This is a genomic window from Streptomyces sp. NPDC047315 (assembly GCF_040643215.1).
Taxonomy (GTDB): Bacteria; Actinomycetota; Actinomycetes; order Streptomycetales; family Streptomycetaceae; genus Streptomyces.
The window spans coordinates 133,489-159,332 of sequence record NZ_JBEYTZ010000014.1 but is presented as its reverse complement, the minus strand read 5'-3'; the positions used below and the strand labels follow the sequence as shown (position 1 = coordinate 159,332).

At 71.8% G+C, this 25,844-nt stretch carries 21 protein-coding genes; 11 read left to right on the top strand and 10 right to left on the bottom strand.

Annotation, left to right across the window (positions count from 1 at the left end; all coding sequences use genetic code 11):
* The first annotated feature begins 17 nt into the window (after positions 1-17).
* The 9 genes from ABZ842_RS18640 (at position 18) to ABZ842_RS18600 (ending at position 11,240) form a co-directional block, all read left to right on the top strand.
* Complete coding sequence (locus ABZ842_RS18640; protein WP_361537783.1) at positions 18-2,972, top strand: M14 family zinc carboxypeptidase; 2,955 nt, start codon at positions 18-20, stop codon at positions 2,970-2,972.
* 201 nt (positions 2,973-3,173) lie between these two features.
* On the top strand, positions 3,174-4,181 hold the full coding sequence (gene gap, locus ABZ842_RS18635; protein WP_361537782.1) for a type I glyceraldehyde-3-phosphate dehydrogenase: 1,008 nt from the start codon (positions 3,174-3,176) through the stop codon (positions 4,179-4,181).
* 160 nt (positions 4,182-4,341) lie between these two features.
* Complete coding sequence (locus ABZ842_RS18630; RefSeq protein ID WP_361537781.1) at positions 4,342-5,553, top strand: phosphoglycerate kinase; 1,212 nt, start codon at positions 4,342-4,344, stop codon at positions 5,551-5,553.
* 8 nt (positions 5,554-5,561) lie between these two features.
* Positions 5,562-6,338, top strand: a complete 777-nt coding sequence (gene tpiA / locus ABZ842_RS18625) for a triose-phosphate isomerase (RefSeq protein WP_361537780.1) — start codon at positions 5,562-5,564, stop codon at positions 6,336-6,338.
* 120 nt (positions 6,339-6,458) lie between these two features.
* The gene (gene secG / locus ABZ842_RS18620) at positions 6,459-6,695 is read left to right on the top strand and encodes a preprotein translocase subunit SecG (RefSeq protein WP_361537779.1); all 237 of its coding nucleotides are present in this window, start codon (positions 6,459-6,461) and stop codon (positions 6,693-6,695) included.
* Between the two features lie 145 nt (positions 6,696-6,840).
* Positions 6,841-7,176, top strand: a complete 336-nt coding sequence (locus tag ABZ842_RS18615; protein ID WP_003957010.1) for an RNA polymerase-binding protein RbpA — start codon at positions 6,841-6,843, stop codon at positions 7,174-7,176.
* A 287-nt stretch (positions 7,177-7,463) separates the two neighbouring features.
* Positions 7,464-9,116 carry a glucose-6-phosphate isomerase gene (gene pgi / locus ABZ842_RS18610; protein ID WP_361537778.1) on the top strand — a complete coding sequence of 551 codons (1,653 nt, stop codon included), beginning with the start codon at positions 7,464-7,466 and terminating at the stop codon, positions 9,114-9,116.
* Between the two features lie 4 nt (positions 9,117-9,120).
* The gene (locus ABZ842_RS18605) at positions 9,121-9,624 is read left to right on the top strand and encodes a PH domain-containing protein (protein WP_361537777.1); all 504 of its coding nucleotides are present in this window, start codon (positions 9,121-9,123) and stop codon (positions 9,622-9,624) included.
* 107 nt (positions 9,625-9,731) lie between these two features.
* On the top strand, positions 9,732-11,240 hold the full coding sequence (locus ABZ842_RS18600) for a PH domain-containing protein (RefSeq protein ID WP_361537823.1): 1,509 nt from the start codon (positions 9,732-9,734) through the stop codon (positions 11,238-11,240).
* A gap of 429 nt (positions 11,241-11,669) precedes the next feature.
* Here the strand turns inward: ABZ842_RS18600 and ABZ842_RS18595 are convergent, their stop codons facing one another.
* The 6 genes from ABZ842_RS18595 to tkt form a co-directional block, all read right to left on the bottom strand.
* Entirely contained in the window at positions 11,670-12,440 is a 771-nt protein-coding gene (locus ABZ842_RS18595; RefSeq protein ID WP_361537776.1) for a class I SAM-dependent methyltransferase, read from the bottom strand.
* 239 nt (positions 12,441-12,679) lie between these two features.
* Complete coding sequence (pgl, locus tag ABZ842_RS18590) at positions 12,680-13,462, bottom strand: 6-phosphogluconolactonase (protein ID WP_361537775.1); 783 nt, start codon at positions 13,460-13,462, stop codon at positions 12,680-12,682.
* On the bottom strand, positions 13,459-14,520 hold the full coding sequence (opcA, locus tag ABZ842_RS18585; protein ID WP_361537774.1) for a glucose-6-phosphate dehydrogenase assembly protein OpcA: 1,062 nt from the start codon (positions 14,518-14,520) through the stop codon (positions 13,459-13,461). The genes pgl and opcA overlap by 4 nt, the downstream gene beginning before the upstream one ends.
* Positions 14,517-16,046 (bottom strand): glucose-6-phosphate dehydrogenase, encoded by a 1,530-nt coding sequence (gene zwf, locus ABZ842_RS18580; RefSeq protein WP_361537773.1) that lies wholly within the window; start codon positions 16,044-16,046, stop codon positions 14,517-14,519. Before zwf ends, opcA begins: the two co-directional genes overlap by 4 nt.
* 4 nt (positions 16,047-16,050) lie before the next feature.
* Positions 16,051-17,172: a transaldolase gene (tal, locus tag ABZ842_RS18575; RefSeq protein ID WP_361537772.1), complete on the bottom strand. Its 1,122-nt coding sequence runs from the start codon at positions 17,170-17,172 to the stop codon at positions 16,051-16,053.
* Positions 17,173-17,207: 35 nt separating this feature from the next.
* Entirely contained in the window at positions 17,208-19,295 is a 2,088-nt protein-coding gene (gene tkt, locus ABZ842_RS18570; RefSeq protein ID WP_361537771.1) for a transketolase, read from the bottom strand.
* A 423-nt stretch (positions 19,296-19,718) separates the two neighbouring features.
* Here tkt and ABZ842_RS18565 point away from each other — a divergent pair, with 423 nt between their 5' ends.
* Together ABZ842_RS18565 and ABZ842_RS18560 are read left to right on the top strand one after the other, a co-directional pair.
* The gene (locus tag ABZ842_RS18565; RefSeq protein WP_361537770.1) at positions 19,719-20,636 is read left to right on the top strand and encodes a heme o synthase; all 918 of its coding nucleotides are present in this window, start codon (positions 19,719-19,721) and stop codon (positions 20,634-20,636) included.
* Between the two features lie 190 nt (positions 20,637-20,826).
* The gene (locus tag ABZ842_RS18560; protein ID WP_361537769.1) at positions 20,827-21,144 is read left to right on the top strand and encodes a hypothetical protein; all 318 of its coding nucleotides are present in this window, start codon (positions 20,827-20,829) and stop codon (positions 21,142-21,144) included.
* A 148-nt stretch (positions 21,145-21,292) separates the two neighbouring features.
* On the opposite strand, the gene ABZ842_RS18555 is transcribed toward ABZ842_RS18560, so the two are convergent.
* The 4 genes from ABZ842_RS18555 to ABZ842_RS18540 all read right to left on the bottom strand — a co-directional run bounded on the left by ABZ842_RS18555 (position 21,293) and on the right by ABZ842_RS18540 (position 25,740).
* Positions 21,293-22,264 (bottom strand): COX15/CtaA family protein, encoded by a 972-nt coding sequence (locus ABZ842_RS18555; RefSeq protein ID WP_361537768.1) that lies wholly within the window; start codon positions 22,262-22,264, stop codon positions 21,293-21,295.
* Positions 22,265-22,331: 67 nt separating this feature from the next.
* Positions 22,332-23,498: a hypothetical protein gene (locus ABZ842_RS18550; RefSeq protein WP_361537767.1), complete on the bottom strand. Its 1,167-nt coding sequence runs from the start codon at positions 23,496-23,498 to the stop codon at positions 22,332-22,334.
* Positions 23,499-24,040: 542 nt separating this feature from the next.
* Positions 24,041-24,817 (bottom strand): ABC transporter permease, encoded by a 777-nt coding sequence (locus tag ABZ842_RS18545; protein WP_361537766.1) that lies wholly within the window; start codon positions 24,815-24,817, stop codon positions 24,041-24,043.
* A complete protein-coding gene (locus ABZ842_RS18540; protein ID WP_361537765.1) occupies positions 24,817-25,740 on the bottom strand; it encodes an ABC transporter ATP-binding protein in 924 nt (307 codons plus the stop codon). Before ABZ842_RS18540 ends, ABZ842_RS18545 begins: the two co-directional genes overlap by 1 nt.
* Positions 25,741-25,844 lie beyond the last annotated feature (104 nt).

Here is a 25,844-nt window from a genome sequence, read left to right as displayed (position 1 = left end):
ACCAGCAAGGGGGGTCCATGAGACGCAGGGCGAGATCCACACTCGCGGCTCTTTCACTGCTGACCGCCACATTGGCGGCGGCACCGATCGCACAGGCGCAGTCCGGGGACGGGACCGAGGGCGGGGACGGACTGGGCGTGTGGCGGGCCACCGTGACCAAGGAGCAGGTTCCCCTGCTGCTGGCCGCGGGCGCCGACGGCCACGAGTTCAGCGAGCGGATACCCGACGAGGGCACCGCCACGGTGGAGCTGTACCTCACCGACCGGCAGGCCGGTGAGCTGAAGGAAGCGGGCGTCGGCGTCAAGGAGCACACCGTCTCCGCCGCCGCCCGCAAGCGCACGGCCGCCGCGGGCGACGGGGTCTTCCGCCCGTACGGCGGCGACGGCGGCCTGAAGGGCGAGATCCTGGCCACCGCCGCGGCCAACCCCGAGCTCACCAAGGCCATCAGCATCGGCAAGACGGTCAAGGGCCAGGACATCCTCGCGCTCAAGATCAGCAAGGGCGCGAAGAAGACCCGCGACGGCGCCAAGCCCGCCACGCTCTACCTGTCCAACCAGCACGCCCGCGAGTGGATCACCCCGGAGATGAACCGGCGGCTGATGCACCACTACCTCGACAACTACGGCAAGGACCGGCGCATCACCCGGCTCGTGGACACCACCGAGCTGTGGTTCGTGCTCTCCGCCAACCCGGACGGCTACGACCACACCTTCACCGGCACCGCCGAGCGGCAGTGGCGCAAGAACATGCGCGACAACAACGGCGACGGCACCATATCCGCCGGCGACGGCGTCGACCTCAACCGGAACTTCCCGTACAAGTGGGGGTACGACAACGAGGGTTCGTCCCCCGACACCTTCGACGAGACCTACCGCGGCCCCGGACCCGGCTCCGAGCCCGAGACCCGCGCCATCGACGCCTTCCAAAAGCGCATCGGCTTCGAGTACGGCATCAACTACCACTCCGCGGCCGAACTGATCCTCTACGGCGTCGGCTGGCAGGTGGCCACCGGCACCCCCGACGACGTCGCGTACGCGGCGCTCGCCGGCACCCCCGCCAACCCCGCGATCCCCGGCTACCGCCCGCAGGTCTCGTCCGAGCTCTACATCACCAACGGCGAGGCGGACGGCCACGCGGCGAACGTCAACGGCATGTTGATGTTCACCCCCGAGATGTCGACCTGCGCCACCGCGTCCAGGGTCGACCCGAACGACGCCTGGAACGCCGCGGACTGCGCCTCCGTCTTCACCTTCCCGGACGACGAGAAGCTGATCCAGCAGGAGTTCGCCAAGAACGTGCCCTTCGCGCTCTCCGTCGCGGAGTCCTCGATCACCCCGGACCGGCCCGTCTCCTCGCTGGGGCTGGAGGCCGCGGACTTCACGCCCGACCCGTTCACCGTCTCGTACGCCCGCGGCGGCGACCAGGAGGTCTCCGTCGTCGCCCGCAAGTCCCTGCGCGACAAGGAGCTGAAGTACCGCGTCAACGGCGGCCGGGTCCAGTCCGAGGACCTGGAGCCGTGGAAGGGCGGCGAGACCTTCGGCGGCGACGACAACGTCCGCTTCGACGAGTACCGCGCCGAGGTCGAGGACGGCGGGGTCGGCGACCGCGTCGAGGTGTGGTTCACCGGCCGTACGCGGCAGGGCGAACGGGTCTCCAGCGAGCCCTTCACCTACACCGTCGCCGAACGGCCGCGCGCCGACGTGCTGGTGGTCGCCGAAGAGGGCGGCACCGCCCCGGCCGGCAACGTCGATGCCTACACCACCGCACTCGCCGACAACAAGAAGCGCTCCGCGGTCTGGGACGTCGCCACCCGCGGCGTGCCGCACCCGCTCGGTGTCCTCAGCCACTTCAAAACCGCCGTCTGGTACACCGGCGCAGCCGCCCCGTCCTGGGGCGTCACCCAGGCCGTGCGCGCCTTCGTCAACGAGGGCGGGAAGGTGATCACCGCCGGTGAGCGCGCCGGCGGCGACGTCGACCTCGGCGGCGCGGTCAGCGACGACTTCGCCCAGTACTACCTCGGTGCCTCCGGGCGAGCGTCCCTCGGTGGGGTGAACTCCTTCGCCGGGGCGGGCAGCCTCGCCGGCGCCGGCGCCCGGCTCGGCGACGCGCCCGGCAACCCGCTGGACGCGGCCGGTGCGTACACCGTCACCTCCGACTCGCTGCCGCCGGCGCAGTTCCCGCAGTTCCGCAGCGCGGCGGCGGGCGACTACCCGGGCGTACGGATGCCGTTCTCGCCGTACGAGGGCCAGTGGTACGCGGTGGCGGCGCACCGCAACGCCTCGTGGATGCGCCTCGGCCGCACCGTGGACCTCGGCGGCACCACCGCGGCCCAGCAGCCGCGGCTGGACATGCAGCTGAGCTTCAACACCGAACCCGGCTTCGACAACGCGATCGTCGAGGTCCGCACCGTCGGGCAGGACGACTGGACGACGCTCCCGGACCGCAACGGCGGCACCACGACCACCGTGCCCACCCAGTGCGACCGGGCCTTCTACGTCAACCAGCACCCCTTCCTGCGCCACTACCTCACCGTCGGCTCCAACGGCTGCACCGCGACGGGCAGTACGGGCGCCTGGCACGCCTTCACCGGGGCGTCCGACGGCTGGCGGGCCGCGTCCTTCGACCTGAGCGCCTACGCGGGCAAGCAGATCGAGGTCCACGTCTCGTACGTCACCGACCCCAGTGACGGCGGACGCGGCGTCTTCGTGGACGACACCCGGCTGGTCACCGGCGCGGGCGGAACGGGGGACGGCGGCTTCGAGACCACCCTCGGCCCGTGGGTCGCCGGCGGCTCGCCGGACGGCAGCCCGGCGCCGCGCGGCCAGTGGCAGCGCAGCCAGGACCTGTTCCCCTCGGCCAGCTCCGTGACCACCCGGGACAGCGTGCTGCTGGGCTTCGGAGTGGAGCACGCGACCGGCCGGGACGACCGTAAAAAGCTCATCGGAGCGGCACTGGGCGCACTTGGGCGCTAACGCATCGTAGCTGTTTGTGACCCTTTCGCCAGGGCTTGCGGCGGTCCGTACTCCCTACCGGGTGGTATGGACCGCCGTGGTCGCGTACCGGCCCTCCGATGTCACTTCGCGGCGTCCCGAGAGGTAGGGTCGTAAGCGGTCGGGGACATCCCAATACAGCTCGCCGGCATCGAGTCGGCGTACCAACGAGGAGATCGGTTCGTGACGATCCGCGTAGGCATCAACGGCTTTGGCCGCATCGGTCGTAACTACTTCCGCGCGCTGCTGGAGCAGGGTGCAGACATCGAGATCGTGGCTGTCAACGACCTGGGTGACACTGCGACCACGGCCCACCTGCTGAAGTACGACACCATCCTCGGCCGCCTCAAGGCCGAGGTGTCCCACACCGCCGACACGATCACCGTCGGTGGCCACACCATCAAGGTCCTCTCCGAGCGGAACCCGGCGGACATCCCCTGGGGCGACCTGGGCGTCGACATCGTCATCGAGTCGACCGGCATCTTCACCAAGAAGGCCGACGCCGAGAAGCACATCGCCGGCGGCGCCAAGAAGGTCCTCATCTCGGCTCCGGCCAGCGGCGAGGACATCACCATCGTCATGGGCGTCAACCAGGACAAGTACGACCCGGCGCAGCACCACGTCATCTCCAACGCCTCCTGCACCACCAACTGCGTGGCGCCGATGGCCAAGGTGCTCGACGAGAACTTCGGCATCGTCCGCGGTCTGATGACGACGGTCCACGCCTACACCAACGACCAGCGGATCCTGGACTTCCCGCACAAGGACCTGCGCCGCGCCCGCGCCGCCGCGGAGAACATCATCCCGACGACGACCGGCGCCGCCAAGGCCACCGCCCTGGTCCTGCCGCAGCTCAAGGGCAAGCTGGACGGCATCGCGATGCGCGTCCCGGTCCCCACCGGCTCCGCCACCGACCTGGTCGTCGAGCTCTCCCGCGAGGTCACCAAGGACGAGGTGAACGCCGCGTTCAAGAAGGCCGCCGAGGGCGAGCTCCAGGGCATCGTCGCCTACACCGAGGACCCCATCGTCTCCTCGGACATCGTCAGCGACCCGGCGTCCTGCACCTTCGACTCCTCCCTGACCATGGTCCAGGAGGGCAACTCGGTGAAGATCCTCGGCTGGTACGACAACGAGTGGGGTTACTCCAACCGCCTCGTGGACCTCACGGTCTTCGTCGGCAACCAGCTCTGAAAGCTCCGAACGCTCTGACGGCCCCGCCCGGCTCGGCCCCGCACAGCCCAGCACAGCAAGGCCATCAGAGCACCACGATGTGAGCGAACGGGCTCGGGCAGCGCAAGGTCGCGCGGCCCGGGCCCGGTCGCACGTCCAGCCCTCCCGAGGAGTTCTCAGCATGAAGACGATCGACCAGCTGCTGGCCGATGGGGTAGCCGGCAAGCGGGTATTCGTCCGCGCCGACCTCAACGTGCCGCTCGACGGCACCGCCATCACCGACGACGGCCGCATCCGCGCCGTCGTGCCGACGGTCGCCAAGCTCGCCGATGCGGGTGCGCGCGTGATCGTGGCCTCGCACCTGGGCCGCCCCAAGGGCGCCCCGGACCCGGCCTTCTCCCTGGCCCCGGCCGCCGCCCGGCTCGGCGAACTGCTGGGCCGGGAGGTCGCCTTCGCCACCGACACCGTCGGCGAGTCCGCGAAGTCCGTCGTCGCCGGGCTGGCCGACGGACAGGTCGCGGTGGTCGAGAACCTGCGCTTCAACCCCGGCGAGACCAGCAAGGACGACGCGGAGCGGGGCGCCTTCGCCGACCGGCTCGCCGACCTCGCAGACCTGTACGTGGGCGACGGCTTCGGCGCCGTCCACCGCAAGCACGCCTCGGTGTACGACCTGCCCGCCCGGCTGCCCCACGCGGCCGGGTACCTGATCGCCACCGAGGTCGGGGTCCTGAAGAAGCTCACCGAGGAGGTCCGGCGTCCGTACGCCGTCGTTCTCGGCGGCGCCAAGGTCTCCGACAAACTCGGAGTCATCGAGAACCTGCTGGAGAAGGCCGACCGGATCCTGATCGGCGGCGGCATGGCGTACACCTTCCTCAAGGCCGAAGGCCACGAGGTGGGCACCTCGCTGCTCCAGGAGGACCAGGTCCCGGTCGTCCAGGACTACCTCGCACGGGCGAAGGACAAGGGGGTGGAGTTCGTGCTCCCGGTCGACGTCCTGGTGGCCCCCGGGTTCCCGGACCTCAAGACCAAGGCCCCGGCCCACCCCACCACCGTCGCCGCGGACGCCATCCCGGCCGACCAGGAGGGGCTGGACATCGGCCCCGAGACCCGCAAGCTGTACGCAGCCAAGCTCGCCGACGCCGAGACCGTCTTCTGGAACGGCCCCATGGGCGTCTTCGAGCACCCCGACTACGCCGAGGGCACCAGGGCCGTCGCCCAGGCGCTCGTCGACTCCCCGGCGTTCTCCGTGGTCGGTGGCGGGGACTCCGCCGCCGCCGTGCGGACGCTGGGCTTCGACGAGAAGGCATTCGGCCACATTTCGACCGGCGGCGGCGCCAGCCTCGAATACCTCGAAGGCAAGACGCTTCCCGGCCTCGCCGCACTGGAGGACTGATCAACCACATGAGCAACCGCACCCCGCTGATGGCGGGCAACTGGAAGATGAACCTCAACCACCTCGAGGCCATCGCACACGTCCAGAAGCTCGCCTTCGCACTCGCCGACAAGGACTACGACGCCGTGGAGGTCGCGGTCCTGCCGCCCTTCACCGACCTGCGCTCCGTGCAGACCCTGGTCGACGGCGACAAGCTGAAGATCAAGTACGGCGCCCAGGACATCTCGGCGCACGACTCCGGCGCCTACACCGGTGAGATCTCCGGCACCATGCTCGCCAAGCTGAAGTGCGCGTACGTCGCCGTCGGTCACTCCGAGCGGCGCCAGTACCACGCCGAGACGGACGAGATCTGCAACGCCAAGGTGAAGGCCGCGTTCCGGCACGGCATCACCCCCATCCTCTGCATCGGGGAGCCGCTGGAGGTCCGCAAGGCCGGCCAGCAGGTGGCGCACACGCTGGGCCAGCTCGACGGCGGACTGAAGGACGTCCCCGCCGAGCAGGCCGAGCAGATCGTCATCGCGTACGAGCCCGTCTGGGCCATCGGCACCGGCGAGGTCGCCACCCCCGAGGACGCGCAGGAGGTCTGCGCAGCCATCCGCGGCCGGCTCGCCGAGCTGTACTCCCAGGAGCTGGCGGGCAAGGTCCGCATCCAGTACGGCGGCTCCGTGAAGTCCGGGAACGTGGCCGCGATCATGTCGCAGCCCGACGTGGACGGCGCCCTGGTGGGCGGGGCCGCGCTGGACACCGACGAGTTCGTCAAGATCGTTCGCTTCCGCGACCAGTGAGTATGCGGTAGCGCCGATCCGTCGTACCCTTGCGGGGACCCGGGGCCGCTCGCGGCCGGGGTCCCCGCAGTCGGTAGTCACCCAGTCACCTCAAGATTTGCCAGGAAGTAGGGTCCAGCCGTGGTTATGGGGTTCTCGATTGCCCTGATCGTCTTCAGCCTGCTGCTGATGCTGCTGGTGCTGATGCACAAGGGGAAGGGCGGCGGCCTCTCCGACATGTTCGGCGGCGGCATGCAGTCCTCCGTCGGCGGCTCGTCGGTCGCCGAGCGCAACCTCGACCGCATCACGCTCATCGTCGGCGTGCTGTGGTTCGCCTGCATCGTCGCCCTCGGCCTGCTGATGAAGCTGAGCGACTGACGTCGCAGGACTCCGTCCGACGCCTCCGTGCGGGGCGGGGGTAACTCCAACGACTGGACGGGCGTTGGGCCTTACGTAGACTGGGGCACCGCGGCGCAGCCGCTGTGAGACGCTGTGCAGCACCATCACGCAGGGAGTTACGACCGTGGCAAGTGGCAACGCGATCCGGGGAAGCCGGGTCGGGGCGGGGCCGATGGGCGAGGCCGAGCGCGGCGAGTCCGCGCCGCGCCTGCGCATCTCCTTCTGGTGCTCGAACGGGCACGAGACGCAGCCGAGCTTCGCCAGTGACGCACAGGTCCCCGACACGTGGGACTGTCCGCGCTGCGGGTTCCCGGCCGGCCAGGACCGGGACAATCCACCGGACCCGCCGCGCACGGAGCCGTACAAGACGCACCTGGCGTACGTACGGGAGCGGCGCAGCGACGCGGACGGCGAAGCGATCCTCGCCGAGGCCCTTGCCAAACTGCGGGGCGAGATCTAAAGGCGACATCCGGCCGGGACACCGAGAGGTGCCCGGCCGGACGCATGTACCGGCCCTTCCCGGACGGTGCGGCTCCGATTGCGGTCGGTCCGGCCCGGCGGACTATTTGCCGGGCCTGCTCGGTTGGCCACAGTGCCCGGTTGTCAGTGCCGTCGCTTACGGTTCTGAGTCAGGTGAACACGGAGCGTGCGCAGCGCCTCCGCGGACACCTCCCGGTCCGCCTGATCATTTAGGTTGGGGGCGGTGGGGCGCCAGTCAGGCACGAGACGAAGCGAGCTGATGTCCGAGTGAACGCAACGGGCCGTACCCGGCTCAACCAGACCCCCGAGTGGATCGCGCTCGGCAAGCACCGCGAGCAGTTGGGGCAGACCCATCTGCGGGAGCTGTTCGCCGCCGATCCGGAGCGCGGCGCCTCCCACGTACTGCGCGTCGGTGACCTCCACATCGACTACTCCAAGCACCTGGTGACCGACGAGACCCTGGCTCTGCTGCGCGAGTTGGCCGTGGCCACCGACGTGGCCGGGCTGCGGGACGCGATGTTCCGCGGCGAGAAGATCAACGTCACCGAGGACCGCGCCGTCCTGCACACCGCGCTGCGCGCCCCCCGCACCGCCGTCGTCGAGGTCGACGGCGAGGACGTGGTCCCCCAGGTGCACGCGGTGCTCGACCAGATGGCCGCCTTCGCCGAGCAGGTCCGTGCCGGTGCCTGGACCGGGCACACCGGCAAGCCCGTGAAGAACGTGGTCAACATCGGCATCGGCGGCTCCGACCTCGGCCCTGCGATGGCGTACGAGGTCCTGCGCACCTTCACCGCGCGCGACCTGACGTTCCGTTTCGTGTCGAACGTCGACGGCGCCGACCTCCACGAGGCGGTGCGCGACCTGGACGCGGCGGAGACGCTGTTCGTCGTCGCCTCCAAGACCTTCACCACGATCGAGACCATCACCAACGCCACCTCCGCCCGCAACTGGCTGCTCTCGGAGCTGAACGCCGGTCAGGAAGCCGTCGCCCGGCACTTCGTGGCCCTGTCGACCAACGCCGAGAAGGTCGCCGACTTCGGCATCGACACGGCGAACATGTTCGAGTTCTGGGACTGGGTCGGCGGGCGCTACTCGTACGACTCCGCCATCGGCCTCTCCCTGATGATCGCCATCGGCCCGGAGCGCTTCCGGGAGATGCTCGACGGCTTCCACCTCGTCGACGAGCACTTCCGCACCGCGCCCTTCGAGGAGAACGCGCCGCTGCTGCTCGGTCTGCTCGGCATCTGGTACGGCGCGTTCTTCGACGCCCAGTCGCACGCCGTCCTGCCGTACTCGCACTACCTGAGCAAGTTCACCGCCTACCTCCAGCAGCTCGACATGGAGTCGAACGGCAAGTCGGTGGACCGCGACGGGCAGCCGGTGCAGTGGCAGACCGGGCCCGTGGTGTGGGGCACGCCCGGCACCAACGGCCAGCACGCCTACTACCAGCTGATCCACCAGGGCACCAAGGTCATCCCCGCGGACTTCATCGGCTTCGCCCGCCCCTCCGCCGACCTGCCGCCCGGGCTGGTCGCCCAGCACGACCTGCTGATGGCGAACTTCCTCGCCCAGACGCAGGCCCTCGCCTTCGGCAAGACCCCGGACGAGGTGCGCGCGGAGGGAGTGCCGCCGGAGCTGGTCCCGCACAAGACCTTCCGGGGCAACCACCCCACGACCACCGTCCTCGCGGACGAGCTCACCCCCTCCGTGCTCGGCCAGTTGATCGCGCTGTACGAGCACAAGGTCTTCGTTCAGGGCGCCGTGTGGCACATCGACTCCTTCGACCAGTGGGGCGTGGAGCTCGGCAAGGTCCTCGCGAAGAAGATCGAGCCGGTGCTGACCGACGGAGTGGGCGGCGAGGGGCTCGACAGCTCGACGGCCGCGCTCGCGGCGAAGTACCGGACACTACGGGGGCGTTGACCGGATGACCACGGGGGACGCGGCGGTGCGACTGCGACCGCCGAGGAACGCACTCGACCGCCGGGCCGTCGGCTGGTGGCTGACGCAGTGGCTGATCGCCGCGGTGGCGTTCGGCACCGTGCTGGGCCTCCTCGGCCTGTGGATCACCCCGGCGCGCACCTGGCTGTGGGCGTCCGCTGCCGCACTCAGCGGACTCTCCCTGCTCTGCGCCGCCGTCTTCCCCCTCTGGTGGTTCCGGGTGCACCGCTGGGAGGTCACCGACGAGGCGGTGTACGTCCGCACCGGCTCCATCTGGCAGGAGTGGCGCATCGCGCCGATGTCCCGCATCCAGACCGTCGACACCGTCCGGGGCCCCCTGGAGCGCTCCTTCAAGCTGGCCACGGTCACGGTCACCACGGCCTCCTCCCAAGGGCCCGTGCGGATCGTCGGCCTCGACCACGAGGTGGCGGCCGGGCTCGTCGCGGAGCTGACGCGGGTCACCCAGGCGACCCCCGGGGACGCGACGTGAACGCGGGGGCCCCGCGGACGGAGGAAGCTGGCGACGAGACGGGCGGCGGGGTCCCCGCAGCGCCGGCCGCGGCGGAGGGGGAGTGGCGGCAGCTCCACAAGCGGGTCCTGCTGGTCACCGCCGCCGTCGTCGCCGGCATCGCGGGCGGCATCTGCCTGCCCGTGCTGCTGGGGCTCTCCTCCGGCGCCTGGTTCGGCAACGGCCCCCGCCGTGGCATCGGGCTCGTCCTGCTGCTGACCGCCGCGGTCCTGCTCGTCCTCGGCTCCGTCGCCGTCCAGTACGCCACCTGGCGCCGTACGCGCTACCGCATCGGCCCCGACCGCGTCGACCTCCACTCCGGCCTGCTCTTCGTGAAGCGGCGCTCCCTGGCGCGCGAGCGGATCCGCAGCGTCGACCTCACCGCGAATCCGCTGCTGCGCGTCCTCGGCCTGGTCAAGGTCCGCATCGGGACGGGGGAGAGCAGCGGCAGCGGCGAGTCCTCGCTGGTGCTGGACCCGGTCGGCCGGGCGGAGGGCGAACGGCTGCGCGCCGAACTGCTCGACCGCCCCGTCGACGTTCCCGACGCGGTCACGGAAGGCGCCCTCGCCGTCCTCGACCCCTCCTGGATCCGCTACGCCCCCACGTCCTTCGTCGCCCCCGCGCTCGGCGTCGCGGCGGCCGGCGCCGTGATGCAGGTCAGCGACTTCTTCGGGTTCCAGGGCGACGTCATCGAATGGACCGGCGACCGCTTCCACGACACTTCCATAGCCGTCATGGTCGGGACGCTGGTCCTCGCCGCGCTCGTCGTCGGTGCGATCGGCGCGCTCGGACTGTGGGTCGAGATGTGGTGGGGCTACCGCCTGGACCGGGAGCCCGGCGGGGTGCTGCGGGTGCGGCGCGGTCTGTTCACCACCCGCTCCATATCCGTCGAGGAGCGCAGGTTGCGCGGGGTCGAGCTGGTGGAGCCGCTGGGCGTACGGCCCTTCGGCGCGGCCCGGGTGGACGCCGTCGCCACCGGCATCGCCGACGGCGAGGAGGGCGACCACGCCGACCTCCAGGTGCTGCTGCCGCCCGCGCCGCGCGCGGTGGCCGACTCCGTCGTGGGGCTGGTCCTCCGGGAGCCCCGCACCCCGATGGACGCCCCGCTGACCCCGCATCCGCGCGCCGCCCGCACCCGCCGGTTGCGCTGGGCCCTGTCGTGGGCCGCGGCGCCGGCGGCGGTCCTGGTCGCCCTCGGCCTCTGGCTCACGCCCGTCCTGCTGTACGTCGCGGCGGGGTACGCGGCGGTGGCGTTCCCGGTCGCGGTGCTCTTCGCGCTCGACGCGTACCGCAGCCTCGGCCACGCGCTGAGCGGCGGCTACCTCGTGATGCGCTCGGGCACCGTGGCCCGCCGTACGGTCGCCTTGCAGCGCGGCGGGATCATCGGGTGGACGATCACGCAGTCGGTGTTCCAGCGGCGGTCGGGGCTGGTGACGCTGACGGCGACGACGGCGGCGGGTGCGGGTGGCTACGCGGTCCCCGACGCGTCCGGGCCCGCCGCGCTCACCCTCGCGTCGGACGCGGTCCCGGGCCTCCTGGCTCCGTTCCTGGAGCCGCCCTCCCCAGGGCCTGGGGCCGGCGAAGAGAGCCCGCGCTAGTCTCTGCGGGGTGCCCCGACGATCCCGCCGTTTCCCTGCGGAAGCGTTGTCCAGTGCGGACCGTGGGTGGTTGATCGCGCAGTTCCTCCCCCTACGCCCAGGGGCGCGGGGGGACCCCCAGCGCCCCTAAACCCCCGTCCGTCTGCAGACGCGTTGGTCCCCGCGCACTGCCACAGCCTCAGGTCGAACGACGACCTCAGGCACATCAGGGGCGCGGGGAACTGCGCGACAAGCCCACCACCATCCGCAGAGACCAACGCAACCCGCAGGGATACGGCGCGTATGTCCAGGGGCGCGGAACTGCGCGAGCAACCACCCACGGTCCGCAGAGGCCAACGTACCCGCGGAGCCGCGGCGAGTACGTCAGGGCGCTGAGGGGCGCCCGCGCTCTTGGGGCCAGGACACAGAGGCCAACGCACCCCGCAGGGCTCAGCGGAGGGCCACCAGGACGCTGTCGTCGCCGCATTGCCAGACAGTGGTGACCGTGCGGAAGCCCGCCGACTTCAGCAGGTCCGCCTGCTCGTCCAGCGTCAGGTCCAACGGAGGCGCGAACGCGCGCTCGGCGATCGCGCGTTGTTCTCGCTCGCGCGCCAACTCCGCGAGCTCCGGCGCCGCGAGGAACGCCTTCCACCAGGAGTCCCAGTCCTCCCGGTCCGCCTTCCCGGCACGCTCGGCGCGGGCGTCGCGCACCCGGCGTGCCAGGGCGCGGGACTCCGGGGAGCCCTCGGGCATCCGGTTGTTGGCGTCGACGAAGACGCCGCCCGGCCGGATCCTGGCCGCCAGCATTCCGTACAGCGCCGCCAGGTCCTCCGCCTCCAGCCAGTGCAGGGCGGTGGAGGAGACCGCCGCGTCCCAGGGCTCGCCCGGGGCGACCCGGTCCGGCCAGTCGGGGGAGTTGAGGTCGTCGAGCAGGAGGCGCGCGCCCGTGCCGGCGACGTTCTCCTCGCCCAGGCCCAGCATCATCGGGTCCGCGTCGACGCCCACGACCTCGGCGTCGGGCAGGGCGCGGGCGAGGCGGACGGTGAGCGAGCCCGTACCGCACCCCAGGTCGACGATCCGGGGGCGTTCGGGCGAGGCCCGCTCCAGGGACCACCGGGTCACGTCGAGGATCACCTGGAACCGTTCCTCACGGTCCGGGCTGTAGCGCTCCTGCTGTTCGTCCCAGCGCTTGAGCCATGTGCGGGCCGTCTCACCGAGCATGGGTGGTCCCCTCCCGAGCGTCCGTCGAAGAAGCTGCCCCACGTTAGCCGCACCACCTCGCCCCCCGGCAAGATCGCCTCCCCGGGCTCCGGGGCCCCGCGCGGGCCTTTGGCTGATCTTCGTGCCAGGAAGGTGCAGTTCAGGACAGTGCGGGCAACGCGAAGGGCCCGGGTGCCGTCGTGGCACCCGGGCCCTTCGCGGGTGGTGAACCGTGCGTCGGTCTCGAACCGCGCGACGCGTTACGCCGCGGCCGGCGGGTACAGCTCCCGCGGCAACTGCGCAGCCGCCGCCGAGTCCAGCAGCCACAGCGTGCGGGCCCGCCCGCGGGCGCCCGCGGCCGGGGCCTGGACCTCGCCCGCGCCCGACAGCGCGATCGCCGCCGCGTTCGCCTTGTCCTCGCCCGCCGCGAGCAACCAGACCTCCCGCGCCGCCCGGATCGCGGGCAGCGTCAGTGAGATCCTGGTCGGCGGCGGCTTCGGCGCCCCGTGCACCCCGACCACCGTGCGCTCGGTCTCCCGGACCGCGGGGTGCTCCGGGAAGAGCGACGCCACGTGCGTGTCCGGGCCGACGCCGAGCATCAGGACGTCGAAGGTCGGCACCGGCCCGTGGTCCTCCGGCCCGGCAGCCGCGGCCAGCGCGGTGGCGTACGCGGCGGCAGCCGCCTCCACGTCGCTGCCGTACGGGCCGTCGGACGCCGGCATCGGGTGCACCCGCGCCGGGTCGAGGGGCACCTGGTCCAGCAGGGCGGCCCGCGCCTGGGTGACGTTGCGCTCCGGGTCCCCCTCGGGGAGGAACCTCTCGTCGCCCCACCACAGGTCCAGCCGGTGCCAGTCGACCGCGTCGCGGGCCGGCGCGGACCCGAGCGCGGCCAACAGGCCGTTGCCGTTGCGCCCACCCGTCAGCACCACCGAAGCGGTGCCCCGGGCGGCCTGGGCGTCCACGATCTTCGTGATCAGCCGGGCCGCCGCGGCCTGGGCCATCAGCTCCTTGTCGCGGTGGACGACGAGCTGCGGTGCGCTCACTTCGCCGCCGCCTTCCGCGCGGCGGCCTTCTTGCCCGTCGCCGCCTTGGGGGCCGGCGCGGGGTCCTCGGCCGTCGCGGCGGGGGAGGCCGCGGCAGGAGCCACGGCCGCCGCCGCGGAGCTGCCGGGCTCGCCGTCACCGAGCCGGTCCACCCCGTACCGCAGGGCGGAGGCGTAGGTGTCGTCCGGGTCCAGCCGCCGCAGCTCCTCCGCGATCAGCTCGGAGGTCTCCCGCCGCTTGAGCGCGACCGCACGGTCCGGCTGGCCCTGGATGGAGAGGTTCGCCAGCGAACCGTCCGCCCGGTCGAGCACGATCCGACCGCAGTCGGTCTCCATCCGCACGGCCGTGAGACCGGGGCCCTGCGACAGGGTGCGCCGCACCGGCACGCCCAGCCGGTCCGCGAGCCACATCGCGAGCAGCTCCACGCTCGGGTTGAACTCCTCGCCCTCCACCTCGACCGCCGTGACCTCGCAGACCACCTGGTCGAGCGCGGCGGCCAGCATGGAGCGCCACGGGGTGATCCGGGTCCAGGACAGGTCCGTGTCGCCGGGGGTGTACGCCTCGGCGCGGGACTTCAGCTCCTGGATGGGCTGCTCGGCGGCGTAGGTGTCGGTGACCCGGCGCTGGGCCAACGCGCCCAGCGGGTCCTTCGCCGGGTCCAGCGGGGCGTTCACCGGCCACCACACCACGACGGGCGCGTCGGGCAGCAGCAGCGGCAGCACCACCGACTGGGCGTGCTCCGTCACCTCCCCGTACAGCCGCAGGACGACCGTTTCGCCGGTGCCCGCGTCCGCGCCGACCCGCACCTCCGCGTCCAGCCGGGTCTGCGCCCGGTCACGGGGGGTGCGGGAGACCCGCTTGATGACCACGAGGGTGCGGGAGGGGTGCTCCCGCGACGCCTCGTTCGCCGCCTTCAGCGCGTCGTAGGCGTTCTCCTCGTCCGTGACGATCACGAGGGTCAGGACCATGCCGACGGCCGGGGTGCCGATCGCCCGGCGGCCCTGCACCAGCGCCTTGTTGATCTTGCTGGAGGTGGTGTCCGTAAGGTCGATCTTCATGGCCGGCGCCAGCTCCGTCCGTCTCGTGCGAGCATTTCGTCCGCCTCGACCGGCCCCCAGGTGCCCGACGAGTACTGCGCCGGCTTGCCGTGGGTGTCCCAGTACTGCTCGATCGGGTCGAGGATCTTCCAGGACAGCTCGACCTCCTCGACCCGCGGGAAGAGGTTGGAGTCGCCGAGGAGGACGTCGAGGATGAGCCGTTCGTACGCCTCCGGGCTGGACTCCGTGAAGGACTCGCCGTAGGCGAAGTCCATCGACACGTCCCGCACCTCCATCGAGGTGCCCGGCACCTTGGAGCCGAACCGCATCGTCACGCCCTCGTCCGGCTGGACCCGGATGACCAGGGCGTTCTGCCCCAGCTCCTCGGTCGCGGTGTGGTCGAAGGGGGAGTGCGGGGCCCGCTGGAAGACCACCGCGATCTCGGTGACCCGGCGGCCCAGCCGCTTGCCCGTGCGCAGGTAGAACGGCACGCCCGCCCAGCGCCGGTTGTCGATCTCCAGCTTTATGGCCGCGAAGGTGTCGGTCTTGGAGTCGGGGTCGATGCCGTCCTCCTGGAGGTAGCCGACCGCCTTCTCGCCGCCCTGCCACCCCTCGGCGTACTGGCCGCGCACCGTGTCCGCGCCCAGGTCCCGCGGCAGCTTCACCGCGCCGAGCACCTTCGTCTTCTCCGCCGCCAGCGCGTCCGCGTCGAAGGAGGCGGGCTCCTCCATCGCGGTCAGCGCCAGGAGTTGCAGCAGGTGGTTCTGGATGACGTCACGGGCGGCGCCGATGCCGTCGTAGTACCCGGCCCGGCCGCCGATGCCGATGTCCTCGGCCATCGTGATCTGCACGTGGTCGACGTACGACCGGTTCCAGATCGGCTCGAAGAGGGTGTTCGCGAAGCGGAGCGCCAGGATGTTCTGGACGGTCTCCTTACCGAGGTAGTGGTCGATCCGGAAGACCTCGTTCGGCGGGAAGACCTCGTGCACCACCTTGTTGAGCTCCATGGCGGACGCGAGGTCGTGGCCGAAGGGCTTCTCGATGACCGCCCGGCGCCAGGAGCTCTCCTTCTGGTCCGCCAGCCCGTGCTTCTTGAGCTGCTGGACGACCTTGGGGAAGAACTTCGGCGGCACGGACAGGTAGAAGGCGAAGTTGCCCCCGGTGCCCTGCGCCTGGTCCAGCTCGGCGATCGTCTTCTTCAACGTCTCGAAGGCGTCGTCGTCGTCGAAGTCGCCCTGGACGAAGCGCATGCCCTGGTTGAGCTGCTGCCAGACCTCCTCGCGGAAGGGGGTCCTGGCGTGCTCCTTGACCGCGTCGTGGACCTCCTGCGCGAAGTCCTCGTCCTGCCACTCCCGGCGGGCGAACCCGACCAGGGAGAAGCCCGGCGGCAGCAGCCCCCGGTTCGCCAGGTCGTAGATCGCGGGCATCAGCTTCTTGCGGGACAGGTCGCCCGTGACGCCGAAGATGACCAGGCCCGACGGCCCCGCGATGCGCGGGAGCCGTCGGTCGGCGGGGTCACGAAGCGGATTGGCCTCGGAACCGGACACGGTCTCAGCCCTTCGCCGGAGCGAGGCGCGCCAGCGCCGCCTCGGTCGACTTGAGCAGGTCGTTCCAGGACGCCTCGAACTTCTCGACGCCCTCGTCCTCCAGCAGCTGGACGACCTCGTCGTACGAGATCCCCAGCTCCGCCACGGCGGCCAGCTCGGCGCGCGAGCGGTCGTACGTGCCGCGGATGGTGTCGCCGCTGATGGAGCCGCGGGCCGCGGTGGCCTCCAAGGTGGCCTCCGGCATGGTGTTCACCGTGCCCGGGGCGACCAGCTCGTCCACGTACAGGGTGTCCTTGTACGCCGGGTCCTTCACACCGGTCGAGGCCCACAGCGGACGCTGCTTGTTGGCCTGCGCACGGTCCAGGGGCGCCCACCGCTCGGAGGAGAAGACCTCCTCGTACGCCTCGTAGGCGAGCCGGGCGTTCGCCACGGCGGCCTTGCCGCGCGCGGCCTTCGCCTCCGGCGTGCCGATCTCGTCCAGCCGCTTGTCGATCTCGGTGTCCACCCGGGACACGAAGAACGAAGCCACCGAGTGGATCTTGGACAGGTCCAGGCCGCGCTCCTTGGCCTTCTCCAGACCGGCCAGGTACGCGTCCATCACCTCGCGGTAGCGCTCCAGCGAGAAGATCAGCGTGACGTTGACGCTGATGCCCAGGCCGATCGTCTCGGTGATCGCCGGCAGGCCCGCCCGGGTCGCCGGGATCTTGATCAGGGTGTTGGGCCGGTCCACCAGCCAGGCCAGCTGCTTGGCCTCGGCGATCGTGGCCTCGGTCTCGTGCGCCAGCCGCGGGTCCACCTCGATGGAGACCCGGCCGTCCTGGCCGCCCGTGGCCTCGAAGACCGGACGCAGGACGTCCGCGGCGTCCCGCACGTCAGCCGTCGTGATCATGCGCAGGGCCTCGTCCACGGTCACCTTGCGCGCGGCCAGCTCCCGCAGCTGCTGCTCGTACCCGTCGCCGCCGCTGATCGCCTTCTGGAAGATCGACGGATTGGTCGTCACACCCACCACGTGCTGCTCGCCGATCAACTCCGCGAGGTTCCCGGAGGTGATGCGCTTGCGGGACAGGTCGTCCAGCCAAATGGCGACGCCTTCGTCGGTCAGGCGCCCCAGTGCGTCGTCTGTCATGAGTGTTCAATCTCCTACTTCGTCATGTACCCGCGTCAGCGCCGGGAGGCGTCGAGAGATTCCCGCGCGGCGGCGGCGACCGCGTCAGCGGTGAATCCGAACTCGCGGAAGAGCAACTTGCCGTCCGCCGAGGCACCGAAGTGCTCCAGCGAGACGATGCGGCCCGCGTCGCCGACGTACCGGTGCCAGGTCAGCCCGATCCCGGCCTCCACGGCCACGCGCGCCTTCACGGACGGCGGCAGCACCGCGTCCTTGTACCCCTGGTCCTGCTCCTCGAACCATTCCACCGACGGCATCGAGACCACCCGCGTCGGCACCCCGGCCGCCTGCAGCTGCTCCCGCGCCCCGACGGCGAGCTGGACCTCGGAGCCCGTGGCGATGAGCACGACCTCCGGGGCGCCGCCCTCGGCCTCGAACATCACGTAACCGCCGCGGGCCGCATCCTCGTTGCGCTCGTACGTCGGCACGCCCTGGCGGGTCAGCGCCAGACCGTGCGGCGCGCCCACGCCGAACTCCTTGGTGTAGCGCTTGAGGATCTCGCGCCAGGCGATCACGGTCTCGTTGGCGTCCGCGGGACGGACCACGTTCAGCCCCGGGATCGCGCGCAGCGCCGCCAGGTGCTCCACCGGCTGGTGCGTCGGACCGTCCTCGCCCAGACCGATCGAGTCGTGCGTCCACACGTACGTCACCGGAAGGTGCATCAGCGCGGACAGCCGCACCGCGTTGCGCATGTAGTCCGAGAAGACCAGGAACGTGCCGCCGTAGATGCGGGTGTTGCCGTGCAGCGCGATGCCGTTCATCTCCGCGGCCATCGAGTGCTCGCGGATGCCGTAGTGGATCGTGCGGCCGTACGGGTCGGCCTCCGGCAGCGGGTTGTCCGCCGGCAGGAAGGACGACGTCTTGTCGATCGTGGTGTTGTTCGAGCCCGCGAGGTCGGCGGAGCCGCCCCACAGCTCGGGCACGACCGCGCCGAGGGCCTGGAGCACCTTGCCGGAGGCGGCGCGGGTGGCGACGCCCTTGCCGGTCTCGAAGTCCGGCAGCGCGTCCTCCCAGCCGGCCGGCAGCTCGCCCGCGCTGATCCGGTCGAACTCGGCGGCGCGCTCGGCGTTGGCCGTGCGCCAGGCGGCGAAGCCCTTCTCCCACTCGCCGCGCGCCTCACGGCCGCGGTCCAGCGCCTCCCGGGTGTGCCCGATGACCGCGTCGGAGACCTCGAAGTGCAGCTCCGGGTCGAAGCCGAGGACCCGCTTGGTGGCCGCGACCTCCTCCTCGCCGAGCGCCGAGCCGTGCGCCGCCTCGGTGTTCTGCGCGTGCGGGGCGGGCCAGGCGATGATCGAACGCATCGCGATGAAGGAGGGGCGCTCGGTCTCGGCCTGCGCCGCCCTCAGCGCCGCGTACAGCGCGTGCGGGTCCAGGTCGCCGTTCTCCTTCGGCGCCACCCGCTGGACGTGCCAGCCGTACGCCTCGTACCGCTTGAGGGTGTCCTCGGAGACGGCGGTCTCGGTGTCGCCCTCGATGGAGATGTGGTTGTCGTCCCAGAGCAGCACCAGATTGCCCAGCTTCTGGTGGCCCGCGAGCGAGGACGCCTCCGCGCTGATGCCCTCCTGGAGGCAGCCGTCACCGGCGATCGCCCAGATGGTGTGGTCGAAGGGGGAGGTGCCCGGGGCGGCGTCCGGGTCGAACAGGCCGCGGTCGTAGCGGGCGGCCATCGCCATGCCGACCGCGTTCGCCACGCCCTGCCCCAGCGGGCCGGTGGTCGTCTCGACGCCGACCGTGTGCCCGTACTCGGGGTGGCCGGGGGTCTTCGAGCCCCAGGTGCGGAACGCCTTGAGGTCGTCCAGCTCCAGGCCGTACCCGGCCAGGTACAGCTGGACGTACAGGGTCAGCGACGAGTGCCCGGCGGACAGCACGAACCGGTCGCGGCCGGTCCAGTCGGCGTCGGCGGGGTCGTGCCGCATGAGCTTCTGGAACAGGACGTACGCGGCGGGCGCGAGGCTCATGGCCGTACCGGGGTGGCCGTTGCCGACCTTCTGTACGGCGTCCATGGCCAAGACGCGAGCGGTGTCGACGGCCCGCTGGTCCAGATCGGTCCACTGAAGGTCTGTGGTGGTCGGCTTGGTGCTCACCCTGCGTCAGGGCTCCTCTCCACATGTCGCCACATGTGTCTTCGCTTGAGGGTCTTCACATGTCGCATGTCGTATCCGGTGACGACGGAAGCACCGGGCGTCGTCGAGCCTACCCCTGGCGCGCCATGCGCCATTTCGATTCGATTCGTCGGGGCCCGGGCACCGACCGCGGCCACAGTGCCAGCCTGCCGCCAACGGGTGGACTTCGCCTCCCGACGGCCCCGCGCACGCCCCTCCAACACGACCCACCCCCGTGCGAGGCGAGTGAGGGGCAACCTCTAGAGTGGCGTGGTACGCGCAAGTTCCCCCGGGCCTTCATCAGTCCTGTCCTGCGCCCGGGACTTGCTGGAATCTCTTTCAGGGGTGTGCGTGACGGCCGTCGATTCCCGTCCAGCGGGTGGGGGCACCGCCCATTCCGGGGCCGTGGGGAAATCCAGCGGGGGCTCCGGCGCCCGGCCGCTCGGCGCCCGCGTCATGGCCTTCGTGGCGCTGACCAAGCCGCGGATCATCGAACTGCTGCTCATCACCACAGTGCCGGTGATGTTCCTCGCCGCGCAAGGGGTGCCGGACCTGATGCTGGTCCTGGCGACCTGCATCGGCGGATACCTCTCCGCCGGCGGCGCCAACGCGCTCAACATGTACATCGACCGCGACATCGACGCGCTGATGGACCGCACGTCGCAGCGTCCGCTGGTCACCGGCATGGTCTCGCCGCGCGAGGGCCTGGTCTTCGGCCTGGTGCTCGCCGTGGTCTCCACGGCCTGGTTCGGGCTGCTGGTCAACTGGCTCTCCGCCTGGCTCTCGCTCGGCGCGCTGCTGTTCTACGTGGTCGTCTACACGATGATCCTCAAGCGCCGCACCTCGCAGAACATCGTCTGGGGCGGCATCGCCGGCTGCATGCCGGTGCTGATCGGCTGGTCCGCCGTCACCAACTCGATGTCGTGGGCCGCCGTCATCCTCTTCCTCGTCATCTTCTTCTGGACCCCGCCGCACTACTGGCCGCTGTCCATGCGGGTGCGCGAGGACTACGCCCGCGTCGGCGTGCCGATGCTGCCGGTCATCGCCTCCAACAAGGTCGTCGCCCGGCAGATCGTGCTCTACAGCTGGGTGATGGTCGCGGTCTCCCTGCTGCTCACCCCGCTGGGGTACACCGGCTGGTTCTACACGGCCGTCGCGTTGGCGGCCGGCGGCTGGTGGCTGTGGGAGGCCCATGCGCTCCAGTCGCGCGCCAAGTCCGGCGTGACGGGCGCGAAGCTCAAGGAGATGCGCCTCTTCCACTGGTCCATCACCTATGTGTCGCTGGTCTTCGTGGCCGTCGCGGTGGACCCCTTCCTGCGCTGACGACCGCCCGTCCCTTCGAGACGGTGCTTCGAGCCGGTGTGCGCCTGATGCGCGCACCGGCTCTTCGCCGTCCGTGCGCCTGATGCGCGCACCGGCTCTTCGCCGTCCGTGCGCGGCGGGTCGGCCAGTGGCCCACGCCACGCACGGACGCCATGGTCAGCGCCCGTTACCCGTACGTAGCATCGTGACCATGGCAGACACCAAGCACGCGGACCGCAAGGCCGCCAAGCTCGCCCGGGAGATCACCGCCTTCGCCAAGGCGCACGGCGGCGCGGAGGGGCAACTCGCCTACATCGGCCAGATGGGCACCCGCATCGTCCTCGTCGGCGACGACGGCGCCTGGGGCGACCTGGTCGCGCCCACTCACGCCGTGGCCACCGAGGCGGCCGAGAAGGCCGGGCTCACCCTCCACGACTCCTTCGACGGCGAGTTCGCGGCGAAGGTGCGCACCGGGCCGTACGAGTGGAGCCGGATGGCCGGCATCCAGGTCGGCGGTCGCGCGGGCTGAACCCCGCCAGGTCCTGCCGTACGGACGCACGTACGCACCTGCGCACGTACGCGCACCTGTGCACCTGCGCACGCGTACGACACCGGGCCGGCACCCATCCGTGTGGTGGGTGCCGGCCCGGTGTCGTTGCGTTCTGCGGGCGCCGGCGTCAGATCCGGGCGAGCGCGGGATCGGTCTGCGCGGGGATCGACGCGGCGGCCTCGGTCGGCCGCTCCCGCGTGCTGAGCACCAGCCGCAGCACCGCGACCCACAGCAGCGACGACCCCAGCATGTGCACCCCGACCAGCACTTCGGGCACGCCCGTGAAGTACTGGAGGTAGCCGATGGCACCCTGGAGCAGCAGGACGACCAGCAGGTCCCGGGCCCTGGCCCGGACGTCGCTCGGGGCGTCCACCACCCGCAGCACCAGCCACATCGCCACCGCCAGCGCACAGATCACCCATGCGGACGCAGCGTGCAGCTGCGCCGCGTTGACCCAGTCCCACGGCATGCGCGGCACGTCGCTGCTGTCGCCCGCGTGCTTGCCGGCACCGGTGACGCCGGTGCCCAGCACGATCGCGGCGCCGGCGACGACGACGATCGCCCAGGACAGCCGGCGCACCGGCAGCGGCACCCGCGGGCGCCGGGGCGCGTCGCCCTCGCCCGCCCGGTGCCAGGTGATCACGGCGATGGTGAGCAGCAGGTTCGCGGCGACGAAGTGGCCGGCGACGATCCACGGGTTCAGCGCCATCCACACGGTGATGCCGCCGAGCACGGCGTTCAGCACGACCACCCAGAACTGCGCCCAGCCCAGTCGGGTCAGGGAGCGGCGGCGGGGCTTGGCGGAGCGCGCGGCGATGATGGTCCAGCCGACGGCCGCGGACAGCACGTACGTCAGCATGCGGTTGCCGAACTCGATCGCGCCGTGCAGCCCCTGCTCGGGGGTGGCGAAGAGGCTGTCGTCCGTGCACTTGGGCCAGGTGTCGCAGCCCAGGCCCGATCCGGTGAGCCGGACCGCGCCTCCGGTGACGATGATGACCACGGTCATCACGACGGCGGAGAGGGCTGCGCGCCGGACGACGCCCGGGGCGGGAGTCCAGCGCCGGGCGATGAGAGCAAGGGGTGTTTGCACGGACTCCATCGTAGGCGGGGCCTTGTGCAAGTTTTCACGAGGGGGGTGTGACGTCGTGCACCGTGTCGACCGCGGGTCAGGCGCCGCCGCCCGGCGCGTGGGCGTGCCGGAAGCGGGCCCCGTCGAGGTGGTCCTCGTCCTCCCACCACACCGCGAGCCGCCAGTGGACCGGGGCCGGCGGCCGGTCGGGGGCGGTCAGGAAGGCGTCCGCCAGGTCCGCCCCGACGGCCGCGGCGGACCGGTCGGTGACCGCGGTAGTGCCGCGCCAGGGGTACGCCATCGGGGTCCAGGGCGCGCCGTCCGCGTCCCGGGTGTCGAACCGCCACACCGCGCGCCAGGAGCGCGCCCGCAGGACGCGTCGGACCTCGGGGAGTTCCAGGCGCAGCCCGTCGGCGATCGCCGCGGCCTCGACGCCGTCGATCCGGGCGGCCAGCACCGCGAGCGGCAGCAGGCGGTGCGGCAGCAGGTCATCGGCGCGCAGCCGGGTCAGCCCGTCGGGGAACGGGCAGCGGCGCAGGCGGCGCTCCAACTGGTCGCCCAGGTGCTCCAGGAGCGCGGTGTGCAGCCCGTCCCGCCCGAGTTTGAGGTCTCCCGCCGCGGTGTCGCCGACGGCCCGCGGGCCGTCCCGGTCGTCCGCCCACAGCGCGCCCAGCCCCCGCTCGGCCCGTACGGCCCACGCGGCGGCCTCCACCGGGTCGCCCAGCTCCTCCAGGCGGTCGCCGAGGAAGGCGTACGACTGCGCCAGGCCCTCCCGGTTGCCCGGCTCGGTCGGGTCCAGGCCGGACCAGACGGCGACGGCGCGACGGGTGGCGGCGAGCGCCGCGAGGCCGTCGGCGCGCGCGGTGCTCGGCGGGCGGCTGCCGGGGCCCTGGAAGGCGTACCGCGGCAGTCCGAGTTCGTCGCTGAGCGGATGCGCCAGATAGATCGCCTGGCTGGTGAGGGCCCTGGCGTACCAGCGGGCGTGCTCCGGGTCGTGCCGGGCCGGCCCCGCGCCGTGCCGGAGCGCCTCGCCGACCGCGCTCAGCGCGGGCGTCCGGCGCCCTGCTTCGAAGTGGTGGCGGGCCAGCTCCGCGTAGCGCAGGCCCAGCCGGGCGGCGACGGGCGGGTCCCCGTCGGCGTGCGGGGCGAGCGCGTCGATCAGCCGCACGAGGGTGCGGTGCCGCTCGGCGGACGTCAGTCCGATGCCGGTGCCTCCGCCCGTCGACCACTCCGCGTCCAGTCGCAGCGCGGCAGTTCGCTCCATCGCAGCCCTCCCACTGCCGATCCGCGCGCAGCCCCGGGCGCCGGCTCGGCAGCCCTCATACTGACGCCCCCGTCAGAACGAGGGAACCCCGACGACGGGTTCCCCTGGCGAACGACGCGATCTCGCCGCGCCGGCGCCTGCGGCCCGTCTGTGGTTGTTCGCGCTCCCCGCGCCCCTGACATTCTCGCCGTTGCACGGAGGGCGGCTTGGTCTCCGCGGCGCGTCTGTGGCTGGTCGCGCAGTTCCCCGCGCCCCTGACAGTCTCGCCGTTGCACGGAAGGTGGCTTGGTCTCCGCGGCCTAGTGGTGGGTTTGTCGCGCAGTTCCGCCCCCTGTGCCCTCCGGGCACGGGGGGACCCCCAGCGCCCCTGATTCGCTTCCCCCGTCATTTCTCTGCGGGGTGCAGCACAGGCTTTTAGGGGCGCGGGGAACTGCGCGACAAGCCACAGACGCGCGGCAGACGCCAACGTTGCTCCGCCAGCACGGTGCTATCGCGCACCCCGCAACCGCGCACCGCGCGCCCCGCAGGCAGAGGGCCGTGGGTTACTCCCAGCGGAAGAAGCGCGCCGCCGCGCCGAGGGCGAGGGTCGACCAGCCGGTCAGGACGGCCAGCTCGCGCCACGGCACGGACGCGCCGTGCTGGAGCACGTCCCGCAGCCCGTCCGAGAGCGCGGTGATCGGCAGCAGCTCCAGCACCGCGGTGACGCCGTCGGGAAAGCGGTCCAGCGGCACGATGACCCCGCCGCCGACCAGGAGCAGCAGGAACACCAGGTTGGCCGCGGCGAGTGTCGCCTCGGCGCGCAGCGTGCCGGCCATCAGCAGCCCGAGCCCGCTGAACGCGGCCGTGCCCAGCGCGAGCAGCGCGAGGACGGAGACCAGGCCCGCGGCGCCGCCCCGCGGCGACCAGCCGAGCCCCAGCGCGATCGCGGTCAGCAGCGCGATCTGCAACAGCTCCACGGCCAGGACGGACAGCGTCTTGGCGCACATCAGCGCCCACCGCGGGATCGGGGACGCACCGAGCCGCTTGAGCACCCCGTACCGGCGCTCGAAGCCCGTCGCGATGGCCTGCCCGGTGAACGCGGTCGACATCACCGCGAGCGCCAGCACGCCCGGCGCGAGGAAGTCGACGGCCTCCCCTTCTCCGGTGTCGATGATGTCGACACCGGAGAACAGCACCAGCAGGAGGGAGGGGATGACGACGGTGAGCAGCAGCTGCTCGCCGTTGCGCAGCAGCATCTTCGTCTCGAACGCGGCTTGCGCGGCGATCATCCGGCCGAGCGGGGCGGCGCCGGGGCGGGGGGTGTACGTACCGGTGCTCATCAGCGCAGCTCCCTGCCCGTCAGCTCCAAGAAGACGTCCTCAAGGGTGTGGCGCTCGACCGCGATGCCGTCCGGCATGACGCCGTGCTGGGCGCACCAGGTGGTGACCGTCGCCAGCATCTGCGGGCCCACGTCGCCCGATATCCGGTACGTGCCCGGCAGCAGCTCCGACGCCTGCGCACCGTCCGGGAGCGCTTTCAGCAGCGAGCCGACGTCGAGCCCGGGGCGGCCGGTGAAGCGCAGGGTGTTCTCCGCGCCGCCGCGGCAGAGCTGGTCGGGGCTGCCCTGGGCGATCACCCGGCCCGCGTCGATGATCGCGACGTCGTCCGCGAGCTCCTCGGCCTCGTCCATGAAGTGCGTCGTCAAGACGGTGCTGACGCCGTCGGCGCGCAGCTCGCGCACCAGCTGCCAGGTGGCGCGGCGGGCCTGCGGGTCGAGCCCGGCGGTGGGCTCGTCCAAGAAGACCAGCTCGGGGCGGCCGACGACGGCCATGGCGAGCGAGAGGCGCTGCTGCTGGCCGCCGGAGAGCCGCCGGTAGGTCGTCCGGCCGCAGTCGCCGAGGCCGAGCCGTTCGACCAGCGCGTCCACGTCCAGCGGATCGGCGTGCAGCTTGGCCACGTGCCGCAGCATCTCGTCCGCGCGCGCTCCGGAGTAGACGCCGCCGGACTGGAGCATCACTCCGACGCGGGGACGCAGCCGGGCGGATTCGGCGACGGGGTCGAGGCCGAGGACCCGCACGGTGCCGGCGTCCGGCCGGCGGTAGCCCTCGCAGGTCTCGATGGTGGTGGTCTTGCCGGCTCCGTTGGGGCCGAGGACGGCGGTGACCTGCCCTCGGGGGACGTGGAGGTCGAGGCCGTTCACGGCCGTCTTGGATCCGTACCGCTTCACCAGGCCCTGGATCCGGACGGCGGGCTCGCTCTGCATGCCGGGAAGTCTAGGCGGGCCCGTCCTGACCCCCGTACGCCCGCCCCCTCGGCGGCCGTGAACACCCTCCCCGGCCTGCGGGAACCGCCGGAGACCCACTCCGA

Coding starts and splice junctions, on each gene's coding strand:
- ABZ842_RS18640 (WP_361537783.1), top strand. CDS start 18: ATGAGACGCAGGGCGAGATCCACACTCGCGGCTCTTTCACTGCTGACC.
- ABZ842_RS18630 (WP_361537781.1), top strand. CDS start 4,342: ATGAAGACGATCGACCAGCTGCTGGCCGATGGGGTAGCCGGCAAGCGG.
- tpiA (WP_361537780.1), top strand. CDS start 5,562: ATGAGCAACCGCACCCCGCTGATGGCGGGCAACTGGAAGATGAACCTC.
- ABZ842_RS18605 (WP_361537777.1), top strand. CDS start 9,121: ATGACCACGGGGGACGCGGCGGTGCGACTGCGACCGCCGAGGAACGCA.
- ABZ842_RS18595 (WP_361537776.1), bottom strand. CDS start 12,440: ATGCTCGGTGAGACGGCCCGCACATGGCTCAAGCGCTGGGACGAACAG.
- opcA (WP_361537774.1), bottom strand. CDS start 14,520: ATGAAGATCGACCTTACGGACACCACCTCCAGCAAGATCAACAAGGCG.
- tal (WP_361537772.1), bottom strand. CDS start 17,172: ATGACAGACGACGCACTGGGGCGCCTGACCGACGAAGGCGTCGCCATT.
- ABZ842_RS18560 (WP_361537769.1), top strand. CDS start 20,827: ATGGCAGACACCAAGCACGCGGACCGCAAGGCCGCCAAGCTCGCCCGG.
- ABZ842_RS18555 (WP_361537768.1), bottom strand. CDS start 22,264: ATGGAGTCCGTGCAAACACCCCTTGCTCTCATCGCCCGGCGCTGGACT.
- ABZ842_RS18550 (WP_361537767.1), bottom strand. CDS start 23,498: ATGGAGCGAACTGCCGCGCTGCGACTGGACGCGGAGTGGTCGACGGGC.
- ABZ842_RS18545 (WP_361537766.1), bottom strand. CDS start 24,817: ATGAGCACCGGTACGTACACCCCCCGCCCCGGCGCCGCCCCGCTCGGC.
- ABZ842_RS18540 (WP_361537765.1), bottom strand. CDS start 25,740: ATGCAGAGCGAGCCCGCCGTCCGGATCCAGGGCCTGGTGAAGCGGTAC.